Raw genomic sequence first — 26,495 nt, 5'->3', positions numbered from 1 at the left:
TAGCATGAAGACCCTCTCCCCCGGCGTGCTGGCCGCTGGCCTGATCGGCCTGACCGGCATCATCCTCGTCTCGATCGGCGCGCCGAGCAGCCGCAAGGCGCCCGTTCCGATATCCGAGACGTCCGAGCCGGCGCCGCCCGCCAGCGTGTCGGCGCGCGGCTTTTCGCTTGCCTCAACTAGCGTTGACCTGCCGGTCGACGACGCGACCTATCCCGACGGCCCGCACGCCGACGTTATCAACGCCAACTGCACCTCGTGCCACTCGGCCAGCATGGCGCTGACCCAGCCTGCGCTATCGGCGGACCAGTGGAAGGCGACCGTCACCAAGATGCGTGAGGTGTACAAGGCGCCGGTGGCCGAGAAGGACGTTGATGCGATCGTTGCTTATCTCACCGCTATGCCGAGCCAGAAGGTGGCACCCGCGACCGGCAAGGCGCAGGACCCAGACCCCAAAGTGGCTCCTGATGTCTCAGGTGGAACCGGCTAACCGATCTACTTCCATAATCCCGAAATACCATCCCAATCGGGACGGGCAGCTCGGGGAGCTACGGCCTTTTTCAACAGCCCCGATCGATTTTGATACGCGATCATGTGAGAACGTCTAGCAACCTTCAAAGCCCTATCAAAGCACTTTCTCGATTGGTTCTTCTCGTGATAGGCGGCGCGGATGAGTTTTGAGAAGACCTCATGCTGATCGGGTATGCCCGGGTCTCGACACCCGAACAGGATCTGACGCCTCAGCTCGAGGCGTTGCGCGACGTCGGCTGCGAGCGGACCTTCTCCGATAAGGCGAGCGGCGCCAAGGCGAACCGCGCGGGGCTGGCGGACGCGTTGTCGCACGCTCGCTCCGGCGACGTGCTGGTAGTTTGGAAGCTCGACCGTCTCGGTCGGACCATGAAGGGGTTGGTCGACCTCGCGGCCGAGCTGGCGAACGGCGGCATCGGGCTGCGCTCGATCACCGACGGGATCGACACGGCAGGGACTGCCGGCAAGCTCGTCTTTCACATCCTTGCCGCAATGGCGGAGATGGAGCGCGATCTGAATCGCGAACGCACGACGGCCGCGCTAATTGTGGCGCGGCGCGAAGGAAGGGTAGGCGGCCGCAAGACGGTGATGACACCTAAGCGGCTCGAGGCGGCGCGCAAGCTCCTCGCTTCTGGGATGACCATAAGAGAAATCGCGCCGACGATCGGCGTCTCGGTTCCCACCCTCTATCGTCACCTCCCGGCACCGGAGCAGGAGGCCATAAACGTCGACATGGCCGTTGACTGATGTGCTCCCGCTTACTCGATTTTCTGCCATTCTCGGCCTCACTACTGATGCAAGTGACAAGGCTGGAGAGCGGAGTGACAGCTATCCGCCAGACGGGGGTTAATATCTGAATATGCTGGGTTTAACGCTTCGCGATGAGTTCAAGAGCAAGCGCCTGAAGGGCACTGCTATCGAGCTTTCCAATGATTCCCATACCGGCGCGACGCAGATTGCGGCGCAGGCATTTCTCAACATCACCTATCCCACCCACGATCTGTTGAAGGGTATTGATGCGGTTGGGCCGGGGAAAGGGCGCCCGGTCGTCGTCATTGGCGAACGCGGGCTCGGCAAGTCGCACCTTATGGCGGCCCTATACCATTCGGTGAATGATCCAGACTCTACTCGGTCTTGGCTCAATAGCTGGTCGACAACGCTCGGCGATCCCAACCTCGCGACTATCCAATTGCGCGATCCCATGACGGTGATCGGCGAGAGCCTTCATAGGCAGCGTTATAAGTTCCTTTGGGATCTCCTTTTCGACCGGCATCCGCACGGGATCTATATCAAGGGCAAATGGGAGGGGATGGGCGAAGCCAAGACCGACATCCCCTCCGACCAGCTCATTGTCGAGATGCTTGAGAAAGCTCCGACGATGCTCTTGCTCGACGAGTTTCAGACTTGGTTCGACGGCCTGACCAACACGAAGCAATATCCCTGGAAGGTCTGGGCCTTCAACTTTATCCAGATTCTTTCTGAAGTCGCGAAAGAGCGGCCTGATCTCCTCGTTCTCGTGATTTCCGTTCGGAACGGTAGTAGCGATGCCTATCAACAGGTGCATAGGGTCAATCCTGTCGCGATCGACTTCCAGGCGGGAGGCAACGCCGAGCGCATCCAACAAGATCGGCGACGGATGCTCCTGCACCGCCTTTTCGAGAACAGGCTGCAAATCCCAACCGCGACGATCGCAGCCGGGATTAATACCCATGTGGTGCAAAGCTTCCGCCTGTTGGACGTGCCGCCCGCGGAGCAGGAGCGGAAACGCAACGAATTTGCTGAGTCTTGGCCATTCGCGCCGCATCTACTCCGCCTGCTGGAAGAGCAGGTCCTGATCGCTACGGACGCTCAGGAAACACGCGACATGATCCGCATTCTGGCGAACCTATACAAAAGCCGGGGTGAGAGTTCGCCAATCCTGACAGCCGCAGATTTCCGACTGGATGACGACGGTTCGGGTATTGGGGCGCTGCTGGATTCCGTATCGAATGAGCATCATCGCACCCTGCGCGCGAAGGCACAGCAAAACATTATCTCTGTGACGGAGGCCATTCCCAGACACGCGGAGCTTCTTCCACATCTCCAGGAAGTGATCGGCGCCCTGTGGCTTCGGTCAATTGCTGTCGGCAACATGGCCGGCGCCGAGCCGGCGACATTGCAAGTCGATATCACCCATTCGATAGCTGTTGATGACAATGCTTTCCAAGCTGAACTCTCAACTATTGTCGAGAATAGCTTTAACATTCATCAAGATGGAATGCGTCTTGTTTTCCGGGAGGAGGAGAACCCACGCGCTAAGCTGATGGCGTGCGCGCGAAACGATAAGCTATTCACGGACGGTTCGGATCAGGCACAACTCTCAAAACAGATACGGTATGTTATCGGTGGGGCCGATGAAGTCGCAAAGCAGTTCCGCGTCATTGCTTTGCCTCGATCATGGCAAAGCGATCCCTGGTCTAAATTGGAGGAATCCGAAAGGCCTGACCGCTGGGACGATAGGCTTCCTGTCCTCGTACTCCCTGAAGAGCCGGAGAATATTGGCCCCTCCTTGGGGCGTTGGCTCAAGGACCATCTCCAGACGCGTCGTAATACGGTGCGATTCCTACTTCCTGTAACCGGTTCATCAAACGCCTTTCAGGACCGCGACCTTCTCATTCTGGCGCGTGCCGAAATGAAGGCGCAAGAATGGAGCGGTCAAAACCCAGAGTATCGTAAGCTCCATAGCGAATATCAGAGCGCTCTTCGCGATATGCTGAAGAAGCGCTTTGATCGCTTTGCGGTCTTACACCGGTGGAACTACGCAGACCCCAGTCAGTGCATGTTCAATGTTGAGGTGCTGAAAAGGCAAGGCTCTCAGATACCCGACGCGATCGAAGAGACGCTTATCAACGATCTCTTCGTGCCTGAGGATTTCGAGGATCTTGCCCTCGAAGCAGCGGCAGAAAACACCGCTGTCGGTAAGCTCCTCCGCGAATTGCAAGAACCGCGCCCAGCAGGTTTGGATTGCATTCCGTGGCTCGGCGAAACGATGATGAAGGAGCGCATCCTGCGCCTCTGTGCGCGGGGTAGGATCGCGATCAATTTACGCGGAATGGAATTGCTCCAAGCTCATCCTGGGGAGGACGGCGATCTCGCTTGGAAACGGTTGCGCCCTAAGCTGGCCTTCACGGGACGGCAGTTGGATGAAATCACGCTCATGTTGCCGTCTGCCGCCCCCAGCACGGGGGGCTCGCCCGCTTCATCACAGCCGGTAAGCGCGCCGCAGAGCGGCGGACTCTTCCCACCTGCTGCCCCGAATCCGCCAACCGACAGTCATGTCGATCCTAGCCCTTTCGGGGAGGGGGGTACGGCTCCCCTTGGTAACATCTTCGGATCACCTGACGCTTCCGCGGAAAGGCCTCGAGACGCGTATAGCGCCCCTGCTACCTCGTCGCTGAACCTCATCGGGAAACTTGAAGGCTGGGGCATTGGCCCCGCCACGAAGGTCTCGGATGTCGTTATCAGGATTTCCGCAGCCAATGGCGCGCAGCTCAAGGAGCTGCTCAAAAAGCTGCCGGACGGGATGACCTTCGAGATCAGGCTCGAGAAGGAGGCCGAATGATGGCCTTCGATGCGGCCATCGTGCAGGGCTTGGTTCAAGGCTCCGACGAGGATGCCTGGCGGGTTATAGTCGATCGGGCGCTGTCGGTCGCAAGCAAATCCCTTGCGCCGGCGAGCGCACCAAGCGAGATAGTAAAGCGCGAGCGCGAGATCGCTTCGCTAGATCACTTCCTATCTGCCGCAGCTTGGGATTTATGGCAGAGTTTTGCCACATCCGTTGAGCGCAACTCCACGCGCCTGGTGCGCTGGTGGGCGGAGCCGTACAGTGCCAAAGCCATTCTCATCCTTGACGGGCTATCCCTGCGCGAGCTGCCTTGGATTCTTGAGGGCGCTCGAGAACGGGGCTTCGTCATCCATGAGGTAAATGCCTTCGCATCCGAACTTCCCGGCGAAACAAACGAGTTTGCCAGAGCCTTGGGGTTCGGAAGCCGCAGCCAGCTTCAAAACGACGGGGGAGGGCTATCGCACAAGCTCCAACCAACGGCCACGGAAAGCGTCGACATGCCGTGGGAGGACTGCGAACGCCTGATAAGCGCGGCGAAGAATTGGGTGTTCTGGCATCACTGGCCGGACAGTAAGGTTCATGACGGAGCGGTCGCTGGGCAAGGCTTGGACACCCTGACCCGGGATGCAGCGGAACAACTACGCGATCCCGATTTTTGGTCATTCGTTGAGAGGCTTGCCACGGGGCGCCGCCTAGTTGTCACTTCGGATCACGGTTATGCCGCGACAGGATACTTCCCCGACGCTGACGGCGAGGTTGGCCAGTTCCTGAAAGCGACTTTCTCAAGCGGCCGAAGCGTGAAAGGTCAGGGCGAGTGCGGCCCGTTCGTACCGCCCGTGGCGATGCCGATTTCCGGCCCACACGGAGACTACCGGCTCGCGCTAGGTCGCTGGAAATGGAAAAGCCCAGGTGGCTATCCAACAATGACGCACGGCGGCCTTTCGATACTCGAAGTCCTGTCACCCTTCATCGAGATTACCAAGTAAGGACTGCGCCGACATGGCATCAAAAAAAGAGCAGATGGCGCAGGAAATTGCCAAGGCCGTTGGAGCTGGCAGGCTTGCCTCTTTAGAAACCGTGGATTTCAACGATCCTAACCGGCCAAAGACATGCCTCGAGGTAGACTTTCCAATCCTTCCTGTGAATCAGGTCGCAGTAGTTGAGGGGAATGCTAGCAAGCCCATCTACCAAATGTCCAAATGGTGGGCGCGGCGTCGATCGAGTGTGTTTCGCTCGATGCTGCTGGCGGCTGCTACCAAAGCTCCAGATGATAAGTCTCATGCTGCCAAGCTGGTGTGGGATAACTATTATGCTAATCATCAAAAGAAAGGCGCATTCAAAAATTTGAGGGTCGCCGATATCTTCATGGGTGGCGGCACAACGCTGGTGGAGGGCTCCCGTCTCGGGATGGAGATGATCGGCAACGATCTAAATCCCGTAGCCTGGTTCGTGGTGAAGCAAGAGCTTGCTGATGTCGATCTGAGCGAGGTCAATGCGCTCCTTGCAGACATCGAAGCTCAGATTAAGCCCCAAATTATGCCATTCATGGCATGTGATGGACCGGACGGCGAGAAAGGCAAGTGGACCCACCTGCCATCTAATCGGGTCATGGCATCGGATTTCGATCCTCTGACTCTCACCCAGAGCGAGCGGTCGGAATATCGCTACGACGGACCCGAAATAATTTACACCTTCTGGGCCAAACACGGCCCCTGCCAAGTGACAGGATGCGGACATCGCACGCCCATAATGTCTAGCAACGTGATTGCGATCAAAAGCATCAGCGTAAAACATTGGCAGCATGTTTGCCGCACTTGTAGCACTCGTTTTGACGTCGAAGCGGACGACGCTCGAATGGCGCCCGACGTGCCTCTTTTCGTGGCCGATACAGAAGAACGCTTTTCGGTTCTTGATCGCCGTAATGGGGTGATCTGCCCATCATGCGGCGCGAATGAAATCGTGAATCTCGGCAAGGGAACAAACAAGAAAGTCGAGTTGAGCCTCCTGATGCACCCCGATTGGTTAGCGGGAAGCTCATCGCGTGATACACAAGGGCAGTCATATGGTGGGACGGCACAGGATAATGCTGCGTCCACGGCGAGCTGGGACCAAGAACGTGCATCCCGCATCCGCCTTCTCGAAGTGCGGGGAAAGCTACCGGAGGAGGTCACTTGCCCGGAGACCGGGATCGTCTTTGCGGCGGGGAAGGGGGGCGGAACCGTCCCCAAAAAGGCACATTTCACGTGCGGGGCGTGCGGCACGGTCCAAAGTGTCCTGGAAACCGTAAAGGCGAGCAAAAAAACGGGACCAATGGCGGGCTACGCCATTCATGGCTATTCCCCAGCGAGAGACGAGGCCGGTGCAGCCTATAGCGGCAGATTCTTCGCGCAGTTCGACGATCAGATTGCACGTCAATATGACGCTGCCACGGCAGAGTGGGAGCGCCGGAAAAACGCCGATTTGGCCGGATATTGGCCGGAATCGGAGGTGCCCTTCGGCTTCATGACCGCTCTGAACAATGGCGATATCAGGATCGGCCACGGCTACACGCACTGGTCGCATATGTTCAATCCGCGTCAGTTGCTGAGCCTTGCTCAACTTCTGAAGGGCATAATGACGATCGGTGATTATGCTGACAGCACTCGCGAGGCATTACTCGGCGCTTTCCAACAAAGCGTTCGTTATCAGAACATGTTTTGTTTTTGGGACATAAATTACGACAAAATGGTCCCGCACATGAGTAACAACAACTATCATCCTAAAACGAACATTGTCGAAGGGTCTTGTTTCGGGATCATGGGAAGCGGGCGATGGTCTGCTTGCGCGTCTGGCGTCGTTGACGGCATCGAATGGAGAAATGCTCCCTACGATCTCGTAAGCCCGCAGCACGTCGGTCAGCTTTCAGGCGCCAATGATGCGAAGCAACCCAGCGTCAAAGCGTATATTTCGGACCCTGCTGATACCCCTGTCGAGATAACTGCGGTTTCCAGCACCGAACTTACCCACATTCCCGACTCGTCGGTGGATCTCGTCGTCACCGATCCTCCCTTCGGGGGCTTGTTGCATTATTCGGAGCTTGCAGACTTCTTTTATGTCTGGCTGCGGCTTCCGCTTAAAGATCGGTATCCGTCCCAATTTGAGCCTGAATACACCCCTAAGTCGCTCGAAGCGGTTTCCAACAAAGCTCGGGAACCAGAGGACCCGGACGGTTTCTATAAGCGATTACTTACACAATGTTGGGCTGAGGCGAATCGTATACTTAAGCCAGGCGGGATACTCACATTCACATTTCACCACAGTGCCGATGAGCCATGGGTGGCTGTGTTAGAATCACTATTTGAATCCGGCTATTATCTTGAGTCAACATATCCGATACGCTCAGATGAGACCAAGGGCGAGGGCGCTAAGCCTGGCACGTTTGGATCGCAGACGATCGAATATGACATCATTCACGTTTGCAGGAAGCGGACCGAGGAGCCCAGCTCCGTGAGCTGGGGCCGCATGCGCCGCGAGGTGATGGCTGACGTTCGCCAGCTCCAAGCCTTGCTTGAGAACCACGCAAAGGAGGGGCTTCCAGCGGCCGACCTTCAGGTGATCCGTCGCGGTAAAGCTCTGGAATATTTCTCGCGGCACTACGGTAAGGTGTACGTGGACGAGGGAAGGGCGATCTCGGTCAAGGACGCTCTCGTCGGCATTAACCAGCTCATCGACGAGGACTCGGACAAGGGCAAGGAACCGCCCCCAGTGAACGCCGAGCCCATTACGCGACAATTTCTGCGCACGTTCGGATCAGCGAAAGAAATGAAGCGTGACCAGCTTCAGAAGTTTTTGCGTGGTTCGATCACTACCCCTGATGAATTTGAGCAACGTGGATGGTGTACCGAAAAGGCCAAGGTCATCACGCGGGTTGATCCGCTAACTTTCGCACGGGACTGGTCTGGCCGTCATAAGAGACGACTAACATCGGATCTGGATCAAGCCCTAGTCCTGATCGGATCGTGCTTTGACGGAAGCGGGATCAACGCTTCCGACACACTGAAGAATGAAAACTTCAAGCCCCATATAGCGCTCAAGCCGCTACTGGAATGGCTTCAGGCCAACGGCCCCGACCAACCGAACCGCAACGCGGCATCGCGAGCGTTGACGATCTATAATTCTTGGGCGGCCTCTCTAGCCGTGAAACCCCACCAAGGCTCGCTGTTCGAGGAGTACGAGGTATGAAATATACCCTCGATACCGTTTGGCAGCGCAGGGGAACAAGCTGGATTTGGGACGAGGAGGCTCGGAACCAGGTCTGTGCGGCCGATGAGGTTTGGAGCATCAGGCAATTTTTACGCGCTGCCGGGAATTGGCCTGAGGATCTGCCAAGCAATCAGAACGACACGCTCGTCGTCGCGGGTCTCGATGGATGCCTCGATTTGCTGAGTCCGAGCGAGGCCGAGGCATGGCTAGGCGATGCCGTGAAGGGGGCCATCTTATCATTCCAAGCGCACTACGAAAGTGAGGCAGCACTGATCTTTTGGCTTCCTTCCGGGCTTGGCCGCGTCAAGCTGCACCCGGCCACGGACTCGGTCGAATGGCGCTGCGCTGCTCCGCATACAGATAGCATGTTGGCCTTCGGACGCATCCTGTGGGGAGAGGCCAACGAATACCCTCAAGAGATCCTGCTGCGCGAGGGAGCCAAACCCGCGGGCCTGTTTCATCTGCGTATCACCTGAGGCGATCGTGGCAACAGCACACGAGTTTGCTCCCGGCGAACGGGTCACACACCAAGAATTTGGTCAGGGCGTCGTCATTGAACCGGCGCGGGACGGCTATCTGCGCGCCTTCTTCAGCGCAGGCGAACGCCGTGTATCGCTATCAGCGTTGCGGTCCGAGCAGTCCCGAACAGAGCGCATACTTGGATCGGTAAAGGGCGGCGCAGAGCGGGCGCGTCGTGCCTGGCTATCCTTTGAGGCGCAGGCGCTACCCATCATGGAAAGCGCCTCGGCGCTCACCTCGGCCAGAATCGACCTTCTCCCCCATCAGGTTGTCCTCACGCACCGCGTTGCGACCGCTTCGCCACGCAGATTCCTCATCGCGGATGAAGTCGGCCTGGGCAAAACGATTGAAACGGCGCTCGTTCTCCGTGAGCTGGCGAGCAGGGGCGAGCTTGACCGCGCGCTGATGGTTGTGCCTGCCGGCCTCCTTCATAACTGGCACCGTGAACTCAACGAGGTTTTTAACCTCGATTTCGAGATCTTTGGGTCAGAAGGCGACATTACCGATCGCAAGACCAACGCGTTCGCAAAGCACGACAGACTTATCGCGAGCATAGACACGCTGAAGCGCCCTGCTCGTATTAAGCGCCTGCTAGAAGCACCACGTTGGGATCTGGTGGTCTTTGACGAGGCCCACCACCTCACGGCGCACCGCACTGGGGGGAAGGTCAGGAAAACCGAGAATTACAAGCTGGCTGAAGCTCTCAAAGATCATTCCCGTGATCTTCTCCTGCTATCTGCAACACCGCATCAAGGAAATCATTTTCAGTTCTGGATGCTAATCCAGCTTCTAAACCCGACGTTATTCAACACATCGGATGAGATGGTAGAGAACCGGCACAGACTAAATACTGTCATGTATCGGCGCACCAAGGCCGATGCTTGCCAACCAGACGGATCGCCGCTGTTTGCTCGCCGCTGGGTGCATACAGAGTCGTTCCTGATGGGCGACGACGAACGCCATTTCTACGAGAAGCTGAGGGAGTATCTGGAAGACGGCTTTGATCTCGCGAAGCGGCAAGGCGGGAGGGGGCGCGCGCTCGGGTTCCTGATGGCGATCTTCCAGAAAATCGCCGCGTCCAGCTTCGCGGCCGTAAGGCGCACGCTGAAGCGCAGATTGCTAATGCTGACTCTCCACGAAGCGCATCTTCGCGACAAGGAAATGGACATTGAGGGCCGGGAACGCCTTACTGACGAGGCCCGGATCCTCATCCATGAGGAATTTCAGATCGGCAACGATGCCATCGGACGTAGCGAGGTGGATCGTGTTATCGCGGACCTAAAATATCGCTTAGTGCGAAAGCTGGATGACGAAGCCCTTGAAATGGCCTCTGATCCTTACGCGACGGAATTCTCCGCGCTGCACGCGGAAGAAGCCGCCTCGGCTGTTGTGGATCTCCATTTGCCCGAGGAGCGCCTCCGGATTGACGATCTGCTTCGCGCCTTTCCCGTCCAGCGCGAAACCAAGGCGCAAAAGCTGCTCGACGGACTGGGTGCCCTATGGCGGCAGAACCCCCAGGAGAAGATCGTCATCTTCGCGACGTACCTGGGCACGGTCGATCTCATCGCACGGGAGATCGAGCAGGCGTTCCCGGGCCAAGGAGTAGTCGTGCTTAGAGGTGGCAATCACGGCGCTAAAACCGCCGCCGAACGTAAATTCCGCCAAAAGGATGGTCCGCGCGTCCTAGTTTGTACCGCTGCCGGCAGGGAGGGCATCAACCTTCAATTCGCACGCATCTTGTTCAACTTCGACCTGCCCTGGAATCCGATGGACCTGGAGCAGAGGATTGGCCGCATCCATCGCTACGGCCAAAACCACACCGCTCAGGTCTACAATCTCGTACTTTCCGACACGATCGAAGGTCGCATCTTCCTGCTGCTGGACGAAAAGCTGGCGGAAATCGCCCGGACAGTCGGCAAGGTCGATGAGCAGGGGAATGTGGCAGAGGATCTGAAAGCACAAATTCTCGGCCAACTATCAGAGCGATTGAACTATGATAGATTATATCAGGAAGCACTCTCCGATCCTGAATTGAAGCGAACCCACGTAGAGCTTGAAGCCGCCCTTTCTAATTCGAAAGAGGCGCGTAGCGTTGTTTTCGACCTTTTTCAGGATTTAGATGGTTTCAGCATCGACGACTACAAGCCATTTTCGGATGTGTCCTCGAGCATGGCCCGGCTGCTAAACTTCTTCCGAAGCGCCGCGGCCGACCAGCGCCTAACGCTGAAAACGCTCGACGCTGAGACCTACGTCCTCGATGGCAGCGACACCTCCCCTGTCCGTTTCACCACGAACCGCGACACCGCCACGAGCCAAGAGGGGTTACAGCTGCTCGGGATAGACCATCCGCTGATTCAACATTCCCTAGCTCGGTGGAGCAACACGGCTCCGGAAGAAATCGGCCTCGCCGTGGCCTCAAACGATACCGTAGAACCCGCCGTATTGTCCTTGTGGAAGGTCGCCACCTCCACAGCCAGCGGCGAAAAACGCACCATCTTGCAACCCATTGCCGTAAGCGAGGCAGGAACGAGAATGCCTGTGATAGAGCGGCAGCACGACCGATTTTGGCAGGCTCAAGCGGCAGCACCACGTCTGACGGCTCAGCAACGCTTCGATCTTTTCTCAAGCGTTGTGGAACCGACCCTCCAAAGAGAGCTACGCCATAAGGGAACGGTCAACGCCGACGGAAGCTACTCGGCCGAGTTGATCGGATATGTCGAGATCAGCCCGGCCTAATCCGGGAAAGCCATAGCGCCGGCGTTCGGATGATGGCGAACTATTTTGACAGCAGCAATCTGCTCAGGCCTAAGTGCGCAACCCGCCGGTTGGCCTAAACTCGCCGAGCTTCTCCTCTCGCTCGATCAGCTCATCGATGTGGCTCGCGATCCGCTGCGCCACAAATTTCGCCACGGCCGGCCCCCAGCGCGGATCGACGCGATCGCTGCTTTCGGCGAGTTCGGCAGCGAGCGCGTCCGGCAGGGCGGCGACGAGTGTCTCCAGGAACGCAGCCATGCCGGACCGCGACCACTCGCTGGCGAGATCGCGACGATCAAAGAGAGCAAGGGTGAGGGCGCCGCGTGCCGGCAAGCCTGCAGCGGAAAGCATCGATCCTGCTTCCTCAAGGCTCAGATGCCGCGTGCCCTTCAGCGTACGACAGATCTGATCCTTCGACAGGCCGACCTTTGCCGCGAGGTCGCGCTGGCTGAGCCCGCTCTGATCGACGAGGTCTCCAATGATGATGTGCAGCGGTATCGAGGACAGGGCTGCCGGGCTGCTGGTGGTCACGACTCCAACTCCAAGGACTGATTCGCACGCACGGTACCAAGCGCGAAGCCTGTAGGAAAACAAAACGGGAACATCCTACCCAGTAGCGCAACTCTCGATTGGCACAGTCGCGTCCCACGCGGCGCCGTCATCTCGCCGGAAATGCAGGTAGCGAAGATAGAAAGCGATTCGCGACGGCTGTCGCCAGCGACCGCACCGGTCTTGTCGCAAGGCGCGAAAGGCATCGCGCGAAGCTAGGAAACTTCATACTCCAGACGCGATCGGTGTCGCGGATTTCGCGACCAAAGGGCCGAACCGTTCTCCTGATGTTCCTTTTCGTTGAGCGCCGGTCCGAGCCGGCGTGAAGGTGATTGTGCGGTCGGGATGCGGCCGCGGCGAACACCTTCGGAGACGCTCTCGATGCACAGCCTCAAGCTCCCGCTGCCTCGTGCCGGCCTCGGCCGGGCCAGCGACTATCTCATCCCGGCAATCGGCCTCATGGCCGTGGCGAGCGCGGCCTATGCCGGTGCCGACACGACCTTCGGTCCGGCGCTCACCAAGTTCACCGACTTTCTGGAGGGCTCGGGCGGCAAGATCATCGCCGTGCTCAGCCTGGCCGGCGGCATCATCGGCATGGCGTCCGGCCGGTTCACGCTCGGGCAGGTGGCGATCCCCGTCGCCGTCGGCATCGGCGTCGGCACGGGCGTGCCGATCGTCACCTCCACCGTGACCGCGATCATCTGATCGCGGCGGCGAGGGCGGCGCAGCGCACATGACTGACAAGTATATTGTTCCCCGGCGGCTCGACGATCCGGAGCTCATCGGCCTTTGGACCCTGGACGAATTCTTGGGGCTCGCGGCGCCGTTCGCCTGGGGCATCTTCTCCCAGCACATCCTGCTGGGTCTCGTGGGTGCCGGAGGAGCGTGGTTCGCGCTTCGCAAGGCCAAGGCTGGCCGGGCCAGTTCCTGGATCATCCACGCGGCCTACTGGTACCTGGGGGCAAGCTTCGTCAGGCTTCGCGCCACGCCGCCCTCCCACTGCCGCCGGCTCGCCGGCTGAGGGGAGGGGCTCCATGCTGTCCGATATCGCGCATCAGCGCAGCCAGTCGCTGCTCCGCCAGCGCAAGGTCCTGGTCGTCGCGGCCGCCGCGTCGTTCCTGGCGAATCTCGCATTGCTGACGGCGCTCAGCAGCCGCGACCGCGAAGTGATCCTGCAGCCGGTCACGACCCGGCAATTGGCGATCAGCTCTTCGGGCGTGTCGGCCGACTATCTCGAGCTGGTGACGCGCGACGTCGCGCTGATGCTGCTCAACCGGTCGCCGACCGGGCTCGATTACTGGATGGAGCAGATTCTCAAGGTGGCCGACCCGTCTGCCTATGGGGCGCTCAAGGCCGAGCTGGTCAAGATCGTCACCGAGCAGCGCGGCTCCGACCTCGCGCAGGCCTTCGTGATCACCGGCATGACCGTCGATCCGAAGGGCCTGAGCTCCACCGTCGAGGGCGACCTCAAGACCTTCGTCGGCGGCCAGGTCATCGCCAGCGAGAAGAAGCGGTTCCGGTTCGGCTGGACCTACGTCGGCCTGCGCCTCTCGCTCTCGAGCTTCGCGCTCGTCTCAAGCAACAAGGAGGCGCTCCAATGATCGCCGCGACACCCGCCTGCCTGCTCGGGGCCGGCGCCGCCACCTTTGCGGCCGGCACGTCCCGACCGCGGGACATCAGCCTGAAGCCGCTCGGAATGGCACTGATCGGCGCTGCCATCGCGCTCGTCGCCACACCGGCGTGGGCCGACCAGTATCGGCAGGCCGCCGACAATGCGCAGGTCGACTGCGTCGTCTCGAACCATGAGCTGACGCGGATCAGCCTGGTCGGCGATGCCTTCGCCAGCGTCAGCAAGATCACAACGGGCTATCCATACAACGACTTCACCGTCACCAACGAGCCGGTCCGCGGCGACATCTACCTGTCGATACCCGAGGGCTTCGCGCCGGGGCGGCTGAGCTTCTTCGCCACGACCCGCAAGGGCTATGTCTACAAGTTCGCCTGCAGCGTCGGCGGACCCGAGGCCGAGCAGATATTCGTCTCCAACCCGGCGATCGCCGGCGAGCGGGCGCAGGCGTGGGAAGCGAAGGCTGGACCGCGCGATGCCGCGGTGCGCCTGATCCAGGCCATGGCCGCGAACAGCGCGCCGGATGGCTATACGATGCGGCAGGTCGCTGCCGCCCCGACCCGGGTCGGTGATCTCACCGTACGCCTCGTCGCCGAGTATCGCGGTGCCGCGCTCACGGGGCGCGTGCTGCGGATCGACAATCGCGGTGCCAAGCCTGTCACCGTCGATCCGGCGCAACTCACCCCGGCTGGCAGTCTCGCGGTCAGCGTCGCCGAGCGCGAGCTTGGCACGCAGCAGGCAACGACGCTCTACGTCGTGTTCGACGGGAGTGCCGGCGCATGAGCGAGCAGGCCACCCCTCCGTCCGGCCCGGCGCAGGAGAGCGTCACAGCCCTAGGCGCACTCAACGCCAAGACCCGCGCACGCCAGCGCATGCTGCTGCTCGGCGGTGGCGGTTCCGCCGCGATGCTCGCACTCTGGTTCGTGTTCGGCGGCACCGGCGATCACACGCCGGCCGCGGACGCGCCGCAGAAGATCGAGACCGACGGCATCGTCAATCGCGACCTCAGCCAGAAGGAGTTCGTCGCGATCTACGGCAACCGGCTGGATGCGCAGGCGCGTCAGCTGAAGGCGCTCGAAGAGAGCAAGGCGGTCGCGCCCGAGGTGCAGGCCAGACTCGACGCGCTCGCGGCCGAGAACCAGGCGCTCAAGACCGACGGCACCAAGACGATCGATGCGCTGACGCAGGAGAACAGCACGCTCCGGAGCGAGCTCACCCGCGCGCAGACGCAGCCAGCTCCGCCCCCGCCGATCGCCGCGCGCGACCCGTCGATCCCGTCGGGCTCGCCGCTCGACCCGAACATGGCTGCAGCGCAGGGCGCGACGCTGCCGCCGCCGGCCGAACGACAGGTGAAAACCGTCTCGTTCACGAGCGGCACGTCGGAGGCCGGTTCGACCGCGAAGACCGGCCTCAGGGCTGGTCGACCGAGTGCGCCGGCGATCGAGATCGAGAACAGCCCCGAGTATCTGCCGCCCAACAGCTATGCGCCGGCCCGCGTCATCGTCGGCGTCGATGCCTCGGCGGGTGTCTCCAGCCAGACGGATCCGCTGCCGGTCGTGTTGCGGATCACCGGACCGGCGCGCTCGGTCGTCAAGGACGGCAAGCTGCTAACCACTCGCATCCAGGGCTGTGTCGTCAACGGCGCGGCGCGCGGCGATCTCTCGGCCGAGAAGGTCTACGTGAAGCTCCAGAAGATGACCTGCGACCAGCCGGGCGGGCGTGTCGCGGTCAGCGAGGTGAAGGGCTTCATCAGCTTCGCCGGCAAGACCGGCGTGCGCGGTCGGGTCGTCAGCCGCGAGGGCAGCCTCGTCAGCCAAGCGCTGCTCGCGGGCATCGTCGGTGGCTTCGGGCGCGGCTTCTCCGCCAACTCGAACAGCCTCTTCTCCGGGATCACCACCGGGGTCGACGGCAAGCGCCAGCAGCTTTCGGGCGGCGACATCGTCCAGGGCGGACTCGGTCAGGGCGTCGCCGATGCCTCGGACACGGTGTCCAAATATCTGATCGAGCGCGCCGAACAATATCAGCCAGTCGTGGAGATGCCGACCGGCATCGATGTCGAAATCGTCTTCCTCGACGGCGTCTATGTGAGGAACTCCCAATGAATTCGTCTGACACTCGTCTTGGCCGCGAGCTGGCCAGGATGCGCCGCATGGAAGGCGCACCCTTCTGGAGCCTGATCGCATCCGCCTCGCTCGCGCTCGGCATGGGGGCTGGGCTGGTCGCCAAGAGCGTCCACGCCGCCCCGACGACAGCGGGCATCGATACCACGCTGGTCCGCGAGGCGCTCAAGCTGCGCCTGCCGAAGACGCGCATCGGCGCGATCGACTGCGGTCGCTTTGGCGGTCTGTGCGAGGTCGTTGCCGGCACCACGCTCTTCTACGTCGATCGGAACGCGCGCTACCTCATGATCGGGCGACTCTACGACATGGAGGCGCGCAGCGACCTCACCGCGACGCGGCTGCTTGAGCTCAACCCGGATCTGCTCGCCGCTGGCGCGGCGGGCCGGCGCGACGACGAGGAGGCGAAGCCTTCCGCGGCGACGCAGGCGGCTGCCAAGGTCGACCTCGCCACGCTGCCAGCCGGTGGCGCGATCCACTGGGGTCCGGCGAACGGTCCCAGGCTCGTGATCCTCAGCGACTTTCACTGCGGCTACTGCCGCAAGCTCGCCGGAGAACTCGCCCGCATGGGCGCGCGTGTAGAGGAGCGCCCGATCTCCATCTTCGGCGCGGAGAGCCGCAAGCTCGCCGAGGCGGTGCTCTGCGCCCCCGATCCCGCCGCCGCGGCTCATGCCGCTTATGCGGGCCAGCCGGTGGTGCCCGGCAAGACCTGCGACGTGTCGGGGCTCGACGCCAACGAAGCGTTCGCCCGCAAGCACGGGTTCGGCGGCACGCCGGTGATCATCCGCGCCGATGGTGCGGTGCTCCAGGGCTTCCACACCGCCGAGCAGCTCAAGGCCTTTGTCGCGGGAGGCCGGGCATGATCCGCGCCATTCTCCCGCTCCTGCTCGCCGGTGCCTCGGCGCTCGGCGGCTGCACGACGCTCGGCGGCACCGTGAAGGGGGATTTCACCTGCCGCGCGTCGGCGGGCACCTGCGCACCGATGACCAGGATCGATGCGGCCGCAATCGGCCAAGTCGCCGAGGAAGGCGCCGATTCTGCGGCAGTGCCGGAGCGGCAGCCGGTGCGGACGGGTCGTGGCGGCAGCGTCGCTGTCCGGACGGGCGAGCGCATGCTCTCCATCCTGCTGCCCGCGCATGTCGACGAGGCCGGCGTGCTGCACGATGCGGCGACCGTCCATGCGGTGGTCGAGCAGCCCGGCTGGACCTTCACCGCCGCGACCGACCCGACTCCCTATTCCGAGATCTCGCGCAGTCCCGCCCCTTCCTCCCTGCGCGAGGCGATCGCCGGTGCTTCGGCACCGGTGATCGAGGGGCTTGAGACTCCTCCCGCTCAAGCCCCTCAACCTTTCAGTTCGGCCGCGTTGCCCCGCGCGGTCGAACCCGGCGCGCCGACCGCGGCATCGCTCGCGGCCGCGAGCGCCGGGCATCGGATCGGCACCGCGGATGCAATCCCTGCGTCAGCCGCTCCCGCTGAACCGAGCCAGTCGGCGCGGCGGTCCCTGCCGGCTGGCAAGGTCGTGCTCCCGCAAGGTGACGCGGCGGCCGCGCGGGCGCGGCTCAAGGCGCTCGCCACCCCCGATCTGGCGCGGCTGGGCAGGCGGTCCGACCAGACGGCCGGGCCAGCGGAAAGCGATGCCAGCCCGTTCAGCGCGCCAGCAGGCCAGGAGCAGCCGCGATGAGCCTGTCGCTGAAGACGCTCACCGGGTCGCTCATGACCGGACTGTTCGGCGATGCCGAGGAGAGCGAGGGCGAGCGGCCGGTGCTGGGCCTCGACATGCTGTCGAGCTTCCTGCCGTACCGGGTCTACGAGCCCTCGACGAAGCTTTACCTCAATGCGCGCTCGTCCGGGTTTATCCTCAACGTCGCACCCCTGGTCGGTGCCGACGAGCGGGTGGGCGATCTGCTCGGCCAGTTCCTGTCCGAAGGGCTGCCGGCGGGCGCCTGCGTGCAGATCGTCCACTGGGCGTCTCCACGGATCAGCCGCAACATCGCGCCATGGTTTGCGCCGCGCTACGCCCGCGGCGGCGTGTATGAGCAGATCGCACGGGCACGCACCCAGTGCCTCTACGATCTCGTCTGGACCAGCGGCTCCAGCGGCGCGCCGTTCCATGCGCGTCACCACCAGCTGCTCGTGTCGGTCGGCGTGCCCGCGAACGGCAGCACGTCGAAGGAAGAGCTGGTGGCGGTGCGAGAGAGCTTCGTCGGCGTACTGCGCTCGCTCGATGTGCCGGCGCTTGATGTCGATCCCGTCGAGCTCATCGCCTTCCTCGACGACCTGACCTCGCCGACCACCGCGAGCGGCGACGATGCGGTCGACTACAACCCGCTCGATCCGATCGCCGACCAGGCGATCCGCCGAGATATCGAGCTCACCGTCGAGGAGAGCCGCATGCTGCTCCGAACCGAGCGCTTTCGCCCGACCGGCGGGCATGACGGCGAGGCGCCCGAAATCGGCGAGATCTTTCCCGACCGCTTCGACGTGCGGCATTTCGGCGTCCGCAACATGCCGGTGCGCTGGACGCCGTGGGAGACCGCGCGGCTGATCGGCGACCTGTTCACCGACAAGCTCCGCTACCCGTGCCCCGCGGCGACGATGCTCTGCCTCGTCTATCCCGACCAGGAGGCCGCCTCGACGCGCGCAGGCATGAAGTTCCTGCGCACGACCAGCCTCTCCGAAGGCAAGTCCGCGCGCTACGTGCCCAAGCTCCGTGAACAGGCAGCCGAGTGGCGCGAGGTTCAGGCGCAGCTTCAGGAAGGCCGACGATTGGTCCGCGCCTTCTACGGCGTGACGACCTTCTCGCCGGCCGGCGACGGCGACCGCAACGAGCGCATGGTCAAGTCGCTCTACAAGTCGGCGGGCTGGGACCTGGCCGACGAGCGCTTCCTCCAGGTGCAGGGCCTGCTCGCGGCGATGCCGCTCACGCTTGCCGACGGGCTCGCCGCCGACCTTGAGCGCTGCCGCCGGATGCGCACCATGCTGTCGACGACAGCCGCCAACATCGCTCCTGTCCAGGGCGAATATCTCGGTGGCGCGGTGCCGCACCTCCTGTTCCTCGGCCGACGCGGCCAGCCCTTCTTCTGGTCGCCGTTCGAGAATGGTGCGGGCAACCACAATGTCGCGATTCTCGGCAAGTCGGGCTCGGGCAAGTCGGTGCTGCTGCAGGAGATGTGCGCGAGCCTGTGCGGCGCCGGCGCCAAGGTCGTCGTGATCGACGACGGCCGCTCCTTCATGAACAGCTGCCGCCTGCAGGGCGGCCGCTTCATCGAGTTCACGCTGGCGAGCGGCTTCTGCCTCAACCCCTTCTCGATGGTCGACGCCGAGCGGGTCGTCGAGGACGAGGATTACAGGCTCGACTGCATGGCGATGCTCAAGGCCATCGTCGGCCAGATGGCGCGCTTCGTCGACCGCCTGACCGACACCGAGCGCGGCCTGATCGACCAGGCGGTCAACCGGGTCTGGGAAGAGCAGGGCAGGGCCGGATCGGTCGAGGCCGTCGCGCTCTCGCTGGAGGCAACCGGCAATGCGGACGCCGCCAACCTCGCCATCGCCATGGGCCCGTTCCGCGCGGGCGGCACCTATGGCGGGTTCTTCAACGGCGAAGCGACGCTCCGGCTCGAGGCCGACTTCACCGTCTTCGAGATGTCGGACCTTGCGACGCGCGAGGAGCTGCGCTCGGTCGTGCTCACCGCGATCATGTTCATGACCGGCCAGGCCATGACGCGCTCACCGCGCTCGGTGAAGAAGCTGCTGCTGATCGACGAGGCCTGGGCGATGCTCAAGGGCGGGTCGATGTCCGACTTCGTCGAGACCTACGCGCGCACCGCCCGCAAATATGGCGGGGCGCTCTGCACGGCGACCCAGTCGCTCAACGACTTCTACAAGTCGGATGGCGCCACCGCCGCTCTCGAGAACTCGGACTGGATGCTGGTGCTCCAGCAGAAACCCGAGACGATCGCCGATCTGCGCAAGTCGGCGAGGCTCGACATGGACGACCGCACCGAAGGGCTGATCCGCTCGCTGAAACGCTCGGGCAGCGAATATTCGGAGGTCTTCATCCGCGGCTCGGAGTGCCAGGCGATCGGACGGCTGGTGCTCGACCGCTTCTCCGCGACCGTCTTCTCCTCCTCGCCGGACACCTATGCCGCCATCGAGGCACGGGTCGCGGCCGGCGAGCCGATCGCCGACGCGATCGACGCTGTGGCGCGCGGCGAAGCCGATTCCTCTCATCCGGAGCGCCGCAATGGCTGATCCCCGACCCAAGTTGCGAGCGCGGCTCGCGCGCGCCGGGCGCGTCACGTCCGACATCTGCCACGTCGGCCTGAGCGTCAGCCTGTGGCTATCCGGCACCCTGCTGGCGGCGCTCGGAATGGTGCTCGCCTTCCTGTTCGTCGCGGCTGACGGACGACCGCTGCGCTTCTTCGCGCACCTCCAGAACCTCTCGACCCACTATCTGTTCGCGGATCCGCTGGCGCGCGCGCACTTCGACCGGCAGGTGCTGGCGCTGCTTCTCGGCTTGGTAGGCCTCCTCGCCATCGCCCGGCTGCCGTCCTTCGTCGGCAAGCTGCGGCGCGATCTGGCGCGTGGGGGTCGGAATGACTGAGCCCGCCGCTCGCAAGCACCGCATGATTGCCGGCTGGCCGCTCGCGCGCGTGATCGCCGCCGTCCTGCTCACAGCCGCGCTCGTCTGGGCGGCGTGGCTGACACGGACGCTCTTCGAGCTCCAGCAGCGCCGGATCGTGTCGGTCAGCCTCTCGCGGCTGGTCGAGGATTTCGTCGCCGCCGAGGCCCGCAATGGCGGCACGCCGGAACAGTCGGCGAGCCGCACGGCGAGCTACCTGGCGGCGGTCAACAAGGCGGTCGCTCAGCTCGGGCAGGATGGCACCACTGTCCTCGTATCCGAAGCAACGCTTGGGCGCTCCGTCGACGACCGCACCGCCGATGTTCGGGCGCGGGTCGCCCGCGCGATGGAGGCCGAGCATGATCCCCGCTGATGCCGATCGGCGCTTCTGGTCGCCTATCCGCCGCCAGCGCTGGGGCGTGATGCTGGCGGTGGCGGCCGCGGCCAGCGCCTATGCCAGCCTGGCCAGCTGGAGCGACCGGCACGTGTTCCTCGTCAACCAGAGTACCAGCCTGCCCAGCTGGGCGTTCCTGGTCGAGCGCCATCGGGTCCCAGCACGCGGCGACACGATCTTCTTCGATCCGCCGGCGAGCCGACTGCTCGAGCGTCACTTCGGGCGCGATCATCCGCCGTTCGGCAAAATCGTCTACGGCATCGCCGGCGACGCGGTGAAGCGCCGGGGACGGCTGTTCCTCGTCAACGGCCGGGCGGTGGCGCTCGCCAAGGAGCGGACGCTGCGCGGCGAGCCGCTGGCGCTCGGGCCGACCGGGATCGTGCCGCGCGGCTGCTATTTTGTCGGCACGCCCAACAAGGACAGCTTCGACAGTCGCTATGCACTCATCGGCTGGGTCTGTGGCCGCCAGCTAATCGGTGTCGGAAGGGCGATCCTGTGAGCGCGCGGCTTGTCCCGCTCGGGCTCGCAGCCCTGCTCATCGCCGCTCCGGCGGCGGCGCGCGATTATGGCCAGCAGGGCGCGGTCTTCCCGGTCATCGAAGCGGATCTGCTCTCAGTCATCCAGCAGCGGCTGACGTCGATGCAGGCGAGCGGCGCGATCGAGCGCGCGAACCGGCAGCTGGCCGAGCGCACCGCCGCGCGGGTGCGCCGCCCACTCCCCGTGCCCGGGATCGTCCCAGCGACCGAGGAGCGGCGCTGGACCTTCGATCCGACGATCACCGTGCGCCAGGATCTGCGCGACGGACGCGGCCGCATCGTGGTGGCCGCCGGTACGCGGGTGAACCCGCTCGACACAGTGCCGCTCCGCCAGCGGCTGGTGTTCCTCGATGGCGATGATCCGGCTCAGGTTGCCTGGGCACGCAGCACGACGACCGCGCTCAACGCCAAGCTCATCCTTGTCGGCGGATCACCATTCGCGCTGATGAAGGCCGAGCAGCGCCGCTTCTATTTCGACCAGCAGGGCACGCTGACCCGCCACTTCGGCATCCATGCCGTGCCGGCGCTCATCGAGCAGCAGGGGCGCACGCTCGCCATCCGCGAGCTGGTAATCCGGGGAACAAAAGGAGATCGCAAGTGAGCGCGCTAAGCAATCGCGAGTGGTTCGCCGCGTCCGCCCGGCGCCGTGCCCTCGTTCGCCGCCGTGCTCGTTGGGTGCTGGCGAGCCTCGCCGCACTCGTGCTGATCGTCAGCTTCGTGCTCGCCTCGCCGGCCCGAGCAGAGGGCACGCCAGGGCGATGCACGGGTCGCTTCGTCAACCCGATTACCGACGTCTGCTGGAGCTGCATGTTCCCGATGTCGGTCGGCGGGCTCAACATCTGGCCTTCGCTTGCCGGTCGCCCCGACACCGACAATCCAGCGCTGCCGGTCTGTGCCTGCGGCCTGCGTGTCGGCATCGCCATGGGCTTCTGGGAACCGGTGCGGCTGGCCGACGTCAGCATGAAGCCGTGGTGCTTCGTGAACCTGGGCGGGCTCAAGCTCGATCCCGGGTTCGATATCGGCTTCAAGACCATCGCCGGGCCGAGCGCGATCGGGGGCAAGGCGCAGAACACCAGCGGCTGGCACGTCCACTGGTACGCCTATCCGCTGCTCTACTGGATGGAGATCGTCGCCGACTTCCTCTGTCTCGAGCAGGGCTCGATCGACATCCTCTACATCACCGAGGTCGATCCGCTCTGGCAGGATTCCGAGCTCACCGCGCTGATCAACCCGGAGGCGGTGCTGTTCGCCAATCCGCTGGCGCTCGCCGCCTGCGCGGCCGACTGCGTCGCCGCGAGCGCCAGGCTGCCGACCGACCCGCTCTTCTGGTGCGCGGGCTGCCAGGGCACGATGTATCCCCTGAACGGCAACATCGGTGCGTCGATCGGCCATGTGCAGGCCTCACGCCTCGCGCTTGCCCGCTTCGCCTACAAGCTCCACCGCGAGCTCGTCGCCTGGGGCACGATGGGCAGCAAGGGCCTGTGCGGCAGCTACCTGATGCCGGTGATGCGCAAGCAGCAATACCGCTTCCAGGCCACCAATCCCAATCCGCAGACCGGCGGGCGCTACGCCTGCGCGCCGATCGGCGCGTCGACCACCTTCATGTCGGCTGGCCAGGTCTATCCCGCGATCGGAGAAGATATGGGCTATCTCGTCTGGCGCAAACGCAATTGCTGCGTGCTGTGATGCGGCGCCGTGTTCCCCTGATCATCGGCAGCACCGCGCTGGTCGGCCTGCTTCTCGGTCTCGGTGCCGGATCGGCGGCGCAGACCGTCGAGGGTCTCGACCTTGCCAAGGTGCGTGCCCGCGCAAAGCTGTCGCCTCAGGACGCCGAGGCGCTGACCACGGTCGTCGCGCGCCGCGGCGAGGCACTGCGCAAAGAGGCGACGGCGAACGCCGACGCCGCGCGGGCAGCGTCATCACGCTATGCGCGGAAAGCGGGTCCCGGCGATCCGACAGCGACCTTCGACTTTGATACGATGGTCGCGGCGGCCGCCGGGCCTATGGCGCCGCAGGACGCGCCGCGGCTTGTCGCGTTCGCCAGCCTCTCCATGCCCGCGGCCTCGCTCAAGGCGATGATCGCCGATGTCGGCCGCGCCGGCGGCTCCGTCGTGTTTCGGGGCATGCCGGGCAACTCGGCGCGCACCTTCACGACCGCCCTCGCCAAGGTGCTGCCGCAAGGCGAGGTCAAAGCGGCCGTCGGAATCGACCCGCGTCTGTTCCGAGCCTTCGGCATTGAAGCAGTGCCGGCGTATATCGTGACTGCCACCGACTTCGATTTGTGCGACGGGTTCGACTGCCGCACGGCGCTGCCGCCGCATGACCGCATGTCCGGCAACGTCAGTCTTGCTTATGCGCTCGATGCCTTCGCGGACGGCGGCGGCACCGCTGCTCGCATCTCGGCTGTCTATCGCGCGCGTTTGGGAGACCAACGGTGAGCCGGGCCCGTCTCAGCTGCGCACTCGCGCTTTCGCTGTTCACGGCCGGGCTCGGCAGCGGCGCCTTCGGACAGAGTCAGACCGGCACCGAGGCGGCACGAGCGGAGGGCAAGGCGTTCGGCGGCGAGGTGCTCGGCAAGGCGCAGACCGCCGCCAAAACCCAGCCCACCGCCGACCGCGTGCCGGGCTTCGCCGGCACACCGAGCCAGTCGACCCTGTTCGACGATCCCGACGCGATCGCGCGACAGGCGGCAACGGCAGCGTCCTCGAACGAGGGCTATGCGACGGTGCGCTCCTCGCTTGACAGCCGCCCGCGCGTCGCCGTCGAGGACATCGAGGCGGCCATCGCCGGTGGCCGGACGATTTCTGATGATCCCGCCGGCTATGTCAGCGGCATGAGCGTCGGCGGCGGGCAGGGGAACTGCCGCGAGCTGCCGCCCTCAAGCGGCACCACCGGCACCTATGAGGCAACCTGCAACGACGGCGTCGCGCTCGAACAGCGCACCGCCAGCTGCACTATCCCGCTCAGCGTTAGCGTCACGCGCACGACCGGCTACCGCTACTGGTGCAGCGACTTCAATGCCGGCTTCAACCGTGTCGATGACTGCAGCCTCTTCGAACAGACCTCGTGCCAGCGGACGGGGTCGCACGAGGGGCGCTGCCTTCAGGGCCGTAATCGCCCTCCCTATGAGTGGTGCACCGAGCCGGGCGAACCGGTTCACGAACTGCTCTGCGACGCGGAGGTCGCCCGCGGCACGCTGCGCGGCACTGAGACGAGCAGCAGCGTCAGCGAACGGCGCGACGAGAGCGGATGCGCAAGCCTCGCGGGCGACGCGAGCTGCACCAGCACGGATGAGACCTGCACGTCGAGCGATCCGGTCACCCGCGTCATCGACGGTGTCTCGGTCACGAAGCCCTGCTGGGCGTGGACGCGAAGCTATGAGTGTCATCGCGCTGTGCCAGCGCAGGACTGCGGTACGCTTGAGAACGACAGCAATTGCCGGTTCGATCGCGAGGAGTGCCTGACCGACGAGGTCCCGTGCCCCACCCGCGAGCGCATCTATGTCTGCAACGTGCCGGGCGGCCCCGCACCCGAGAAGCAATATGTCTGCGACGGCGACATCTACTGCATCAACGGTGAGTGCGAGACGATCGATCGCCAGCCCAACACCGAGTTCAAGGATGCCGCGGTCGCGCTCAACGCTGCATCGCAGGCCGGCAAGGAGTTCGATCCGTCCAACCTGACGCTGTTCAAGGGCGAGCGGGAGACCTGCCATTCCAAGGTGTTCGGCATCCTCAATTGCTGCGCGGGCAAGGCCTTCCCGCTGATCCCTTACTCGCAGCTGCTGGTGGCGCTCGGCTGCAACCGCGAGGAGGTGCTGCTGCACCAGCGCGATGCGCAGGGGCTCTGCCATTATGTCGGCAGCTATTGTTCGGACAGTGTCTTCGGAATCTGCGTCACCAAGAAGAAGGCCTATTGCTGTTTCGAGTCCAAGCTCAGCCGGATCCTGCAGGAGCAGGGGCGGGCGCAGATCAACAAGCCATGGGGCTCACCCAAGCGGGAGAGCTGCCTAGGCTTCACCATCGACGAGTTTGCCCGGCTTGACCTCAGCCGGATGGACTTCTCCGAAGTCTATGCCGAGTTCCAGGACGCGGCCAAGCTGCCCGAGGAGCTCGGCACCGTCGAGACGATGCAGCGCAAGATCGCGGACTTCTACGTGATCAATGGAGGCGGCCGATGAGCCCGGTCGCTAACTCCAAGTGCATTGTCACGCTCGTCGCGACCGCGCTCATGCTGGCGCCGGCCCACGCCCAGCCGCCGGTCGGCCCGCAGGCGGTACAGGCAGGCGACCGCTTCTACTGCCAGGATCGCAAGCTCGGCACCTGGTTCTACTGCGAGCGTCCACGAGACGAGGAACCGGCGTCCGTCCCGCCGCCACCGCCGACGAAGTCGGCGGCCGAGCAGCTGGACGAGGTCACGGCCGAACTGCGCGAGCTCAAGGCGCGTGCGATCCTCGAGCCGACGCCGGACAACGTCACCGCCTATATCCGCTTCCAGCGCGCTCAGCTCGATCGTGCCTCCCTGTTCGGCGACGTGTGGCAGCGGTCGCTCTGGCAGGCACCTGACCTCGACTACACGCTTCAGCGGCCGGTCGGGACGGTCGCCAAGCAGCAGTGGACCGATGCGCGCAAGGTCGAGCGCGACCAGGCGCTTGATCGGCTTGGGGCACGCTACGGGCTCTTCTACTTCTTCGCCCAGAGCTGCGGCGCGTGCCGTGTCATGTCGCCGATCGTGAAGGCGGTCGCTGACACCCATCACCTGACGGTCCGTGCGATCTCGACTGATGGCGGCCCGTCCGAGACCTTCCCGCGCTACACGGTCGAGACCAACCAGCGGACACGAATGGGCCTGACCGCCAAGGTCACGCCCGCCGTGGTCCTGTTCGACAGCGCGACCCAGACCGCCATTCCCATCGGCTACGGCATCATCGCTGCCGACGAGCTGATGGAGCGCATCTTCCTCCTCACCCAGCGAAAGGCCGGCAGTGATTATTGATCCAGCGTCCGT

At 63.6% G+C, this 26,495-nt stretch carries 24 protein-coding genes; 23 read left to right on the top strand and 1 reads right to left on the bottom strand.

The genetic code is table 11. The annotated features are described in order from the left end of the window. Positions 1–4 precede the first annotated feature (4 nt). The 7 genes from BM360_RS12040 to BM360_RS12010 all read left to right on the top strand — a co-directional run bounded on the left by BM360_RS12040 (position 5) and on the right by BM360_RS12010 (position 11,626). Positions 5–487: a c-type cytochrome gene (locus BM360_RS12040; RefSeq protein ID WP_058734567.1), complete on the top strand. Its 483-nt coding sequence runs from the start codon at positions 5–7 to the stop codon at positions 485–487. A 200-nt stretch (positions 488–687) separates the two neighbouring features. After that, positions 688–1,272 (top strand): recombinase family protein, encoded by a 585-nt coding sequence (locus tag BM360_RS12035; protein WP_093314940.1) that lies wholly within the window; start codon positions 688–690, stop codon positions 1,270–1,272. 112 nt (positions 1,273–1,384) lie between these two features. Next, positions 1,385–4,126 carry a nucleoporin FG repeat-containing protein gene (locus tag BM360_RS12030; protein ID WP_093314938.1) on the top strand — a complete coding sequence of 914 codons (2,742 nt, stop codon included), beginning with the start codon at positions 1,385–1,387 and terminating at the stop codon, positions 4,124–4,126. Next, on the top strand, positions 4,123–5,115 hold the full coding sequence (locus BM360_RS12025) for an alkaline phosphatase family protein (RefSeq protein ID WP_242653465.1): 993 nt from the start codon (positions 4,123–4,125) through the stop codon (positions 5,113–5,115). The genes BM360_RS12030 and BM360_RS12025 overlap by 4 nt, the downstream gene beginning before the upstream one ends. 34 nt (positions 5,116–5,149) lie before the next feature. Further along, complete coding sequence (locus BM360_RS19910; RefSeq protein WP_242653464.1) at positions 5,150–8,350, top strand: hypothetical protein; 3,201 nt, start codon at positions 5,150–5,152, stop codon at positions 8,348–8,350. Beyond that, a complete protein-coding gene (locus tag BM360_RS12015; RefSeq protein ID WP_093314934.1) occupies positions 8,347–8,847 on the top strand; it encodes a hypothetical protein in 501 nt (166 codons plus the stop codon). The genes BM360_RS19910 and BM360_RS12015 overlap by 4 nt, the downstream gene beginning before the upstream one ends. Positions 8,848–8,854: 7 nt before the next feature. Then, complete coding sequence (locus BM360_RS12010) at positions 8,855–11,626, top strand: DEAD/DEAH box helicase (RefSeq protein ID WP_093314932.1); 2,772 nt, start codon at positions 8,855–8,857, stop codon at positions 11,624–11,626. Positions 11,627–11,695: 69 nt separating this feature from the next. Here the strand turns inward: BM360_RS12010 and BM360_RS12005 are convergent, their stop codons facing one another. Continuing rightward, positions 11,696–12,175 carry a helix-turn-helix domain-containing protein gene (locus BM360_RS12005; RefSeq protein WP_093314930.1) on the bottom strand — a complete coding sequence of 160 codons (480 nt, stop codon included), beginning with the start codon at positions 12,173–12,175 and terminating at the stop codon, positions 11,696–11,698. Between the two features lie 477 nt (positions 12,176–12,652). Here BM360_RS12005 and BM360_RS12000 point away from each other — a divergent pair, with 477 nt between their 5' ends. The 16 genes from BM360_RS12000 to BM360_RS11925 all read left to right on the top strand — a co-directional run bounded on the left by BM360_RS12000 (position 12,653) and on the right by BM360_RS11925 (position 26,483). Beyond that, complete coding sequence (locus BM360_RS12000) at positions 12,653–12,898, top strand: hypothetical protein (protein WP_409314177.1); 246 nt, start codon at positions 12,653–12,655, stop codon at positions 12,896–12,898. A gap of 28 nt (positions 12,899–12,926) precedes the next feature. Continuing rightward, the gene (traL, locus tag BM360_RS11995) at positions 12,927–13,214 is read left to right on the top strand and encodes a type IV conjugative transfer system protein TraL (protein WP_093314926.1); all 288 of its coding nucleotides are present in this window, start codon (positions 12,927–12,929) and stop codon (positions 13,212–13,214) included. Between the two features lie 13 nt (positions 13,215–13,227). Beyond that, positions 13,228–13,794, top strand: coding sequence for a type IV conjugative transfer system protein TraE (locus BM360_RS11990; RefSeq protein WP_093314924.1), 567 nt, complete (start codon positions 13,228–13,230; stop codon positions 13,792–13,794). Beyond that, the gene (locus tag BM360_RS11985; RefSeq protein ID WP_093314922.1) at positions 13,791–14,603 is read left to right on the top strand and encodes a type-F conjugative transfer system secretin TraK; all 813 of its coding nucleotides are present in this window, start codon (positions 13,791–13,793) and stop codon (positions 14,601–14,603) included. The genes BM360_RS11990 and BM360_RS11985 overlap by 4 nt, the downstream gene beginning before the upstream one ends. Next, on the top strand, positions 14,600–15,922 hold the full coding sequence (locus BM360_RS11980) for a TraB/TrbI/VirB10 family type IV secretion system protein (RefSeq protein ID WP_093314920.1): 1,323 nt from the start codon (positions 14,600–14,602) through the stop codon (positions 15,920–15,922). Before BM360_RS11985 ends, BM360_RS11980 begins: the two co-directional genes overlap by 4 nt. Before the next feature lie 47 nt (positions 15,923–15,969). After that, the gene (locus BM360_RS11975; RefSeq protein WP_423228907.1) at positions 15,970–16,800 is read left to right on the top strand and encodes a DsbC family protein; all 831 of its coding nucleotides are present in this window, start codon (positions 15,970–15,972) and stop codon (positions 16,798–16,800) included. After that, complete coding sequence (locus tag BM360_RS11970) at positions 16,797–17,618, top strand: TraV family lipoprotein (protein WP_093314916.1); 822 nt, start codon at positions 16,797–16,799, stop codon at positions 17,616–17,618. Before BM360_RS11975 ends, BM360_RS11970 begins: the two co-directional genes overlap by 4 nt. After that, a complete protein-coding gene (traC, locus tag BM360_RS11965; protein ID WP_093314914.1) occupies positions 17,615–20,188 on the top strand; it encodes a type IV secretion system protein TraC in 2,574 nt (857 codons plus the stop codon). The genes BM360_RS11970 and traC overlap by 4 nt, the downstream gene beginning before the upstream one ends. After that, positions 20,181–20,540, top strand: coding sequence for a hypothetical protein (locus tag BM360_RS11960; RefSeq protein ID WP_131819262.1), 360 nt, complete (start codon positions 20,181–20,183; stop codon positions 20,538–20,540). Before traC ends, BM360_RS11960 begins: the two co-directional genes overlap by 8 nt. Continuing rightward, on the top strand, positions 20,533–20,931 hold the full coding sequence (locus BM360_RS11955) for a TrbI F-type domain-containing protein (protein WP_093314910.1): 399 nt from the start codon (positions 20,533–20,535) through the stop codon (positions 20,929–20,931). The genes BM360_RS11960 and BM360_RS11955 overlap by 8 nt, the downstream gene beginning before the upstream one ends. Beyond that, positions 20,918–21,451: a S26 family signal peptidase gene (locus BM360_RS11950; RefSeq protein ID WP_093314908.1), complete on the top strand. Its 534-nt coding sequence runs from the start codon at positions 20,918–20,920 to the stop codon at positions 21,449–21,451. Before BM360_RS11955 ends, BM360_RS11950 begins: the two co-directional genes overlap by 14 nt. Then, positions 21,448–22,089, top strand: a complete 642-nt coding sequence (gene traW, locus BM360_RS11945) for a type-F conjugative transfer system protein TraW (RefSeq protein WP_207544587.1) — start codon at positions 21,448–21,450, stop codon at positions 22,087–22,089. The genes BM360_RS11950 and traW overlap by 4 nt, the downstream gene beginning before the upstream one ends. A gap of 98 nt (positions 22,090–22,187) precedes the next feature. Then, positions 22,188–23,174 (top strand): conjugal transfer pilus assembly protein TraU, encoded by a 987-nt coding sequence (traU, locus tag BM360_RS11940; RefSeq protein WP_423228913.1) that lies wholly within the window; start codon positions 22,188–22,190, stop codon positions 23,172–23,174. After that, positions 23,159–23,926, top strand: a complete 768-nt coding sequence (trbC, locus tag BM360_RS11935) for a type-F conjugative transfer system pilin assembly protein TrbC (RefSeq protein ID WP_242653463.1) — start codon at positions 23,159–23,161, stop codon at positions 23,924–23,926. Before traU ends, trbC begins: the two co-directional genes overlap by 16 nt. Further along, positions 23,923–25,668: a conjugal transfer protein TraN gene (locus BM360_RS11930; RefSeq protein WP_242653462.1), complete on the top strand. Its 1,746-nt coding sequence runs from the start codon at positions 23,923–23,925 to the stop codon at positions 25,666–25,668. Before trbC ends, BM360_RS11930 begins: the two co-directional genes overlap by 4 nt. Further along, entirely contained in the window at positions 25,665–26,483 is an 819-nt protein-coding gene (locus tag BM360_RS11925; RefSeq protein WP_093314904.1) for a conjugal transfer protein TraF, read from the top strand. The genes BM360_RS11930 and BM360_RS11925 overlap by 4 nt, the downstream gene beginning before the upstream one ends. The last annotated feature ends 12 nt before the right edge of the window (positions 26,484–26,495 follow it).

This window comes from Sphingomonas jatrophae, from assembly GCF_900113315.1.
GTDB lineage: Bacteria > Pseudomonadota > Alphaproteobacteria > Sphingomonadales > Sphingomonadaceae > Sphingomonas_P > Sphingomonas_P jatrophae.
The sequence above is the reverse complement of the archived record's forward strand: the minus strand, read 5'-3'. Positions and strand labels throughout refer to the sequence as shown.